The 936-nt window shown below is 50.5% G+C and carries 1 rRNA gene; it reads left to right on the forward strand.

Annotated features, from left to right (window positions below):
• Positions 1-936: ribosomal RNA gene (locus ACR0I0_RS20570) — 23S ribosomal RNA — on the forward strand; the annotation flags it as partial.

Genomic DNA, 936 nt, shown 5'->3' on the forward strand with positions numbered 1-936 from the left:
GGCGCACGGTGGATGCCTTGGCACTAGGAGCCGATGAAGGACGGGACTAACACCGATATGCTTCGGGGAGCTGTAAGTAAGCTTTGATCCGGAGATTTCCGAATGGGGAAACCCCCTCTTCGTAATGGAAGAGGATCCTTATCTGAATTCATAGGGTAAGGAAGGCACACCCAGGGAACTGAAACATCTAAGTACCTGGAGGAAGAGAAAGAAACTTCGATTCCCTGAGTAGCGGCGAGCGAAACGGGAAGAGCCCAAACCAAGAGGCTTGCCTCTTGGGGTTGTAGGACACTCAATACGGAGTGATAAAAGAACGGAGTAGATGAAGCGATCTGGAAAGGTCCGTCAGAGAAGGTAACAACCCTGTAATCAAAACTCTCGTTCTCTCCTGAGTGGATCCTGAGTACGGCGGAACACGTGAAATTCCGTCGGAAGCTGGGAGGACCATCTCCCAAGGCTAAATACTCCCTAGTGACCGATAGTGAACCAGTACCGTGAGGGAAAGGTGAAAAGTACCCCGGAAGGGGAGTGAAAGAGTACCTGAAACCGTGTGCTTACAAGTAGTCAGAGCACAATTATGTGTGATGGCGTGCCTTTTGTAGAATGAACCGGCGAGTTACGATCCTATGCAAGGTTAAAGTGGAAACTGGAGCCGTAGCGAAAGCGAGTCTGAATAGGGCGAATAAGTATAGGGTCGTAGACCCGAAACCAGGTGATCTACCCATGTCCAGGGTGAAGGTAAGGTAACACTTACTGGAGGCCCGGACCCACGCACGTTGAAAAGTGCGGGGATGAGGTGTGGGTAGCGGAGAAATTCCAATCGAACTTGGAGATAGCTGGTTCTCTCCGAAATAGCTTTAGGGCTAGCCTCAAGATAAGAGTATTGGAGGTAGAGCACTGTTTGGACTAGGGGCCCTCATCGGGTTACCGAATTCA

This window comes from Ruegeria sp. AG6, assembly GCF_056541565.1.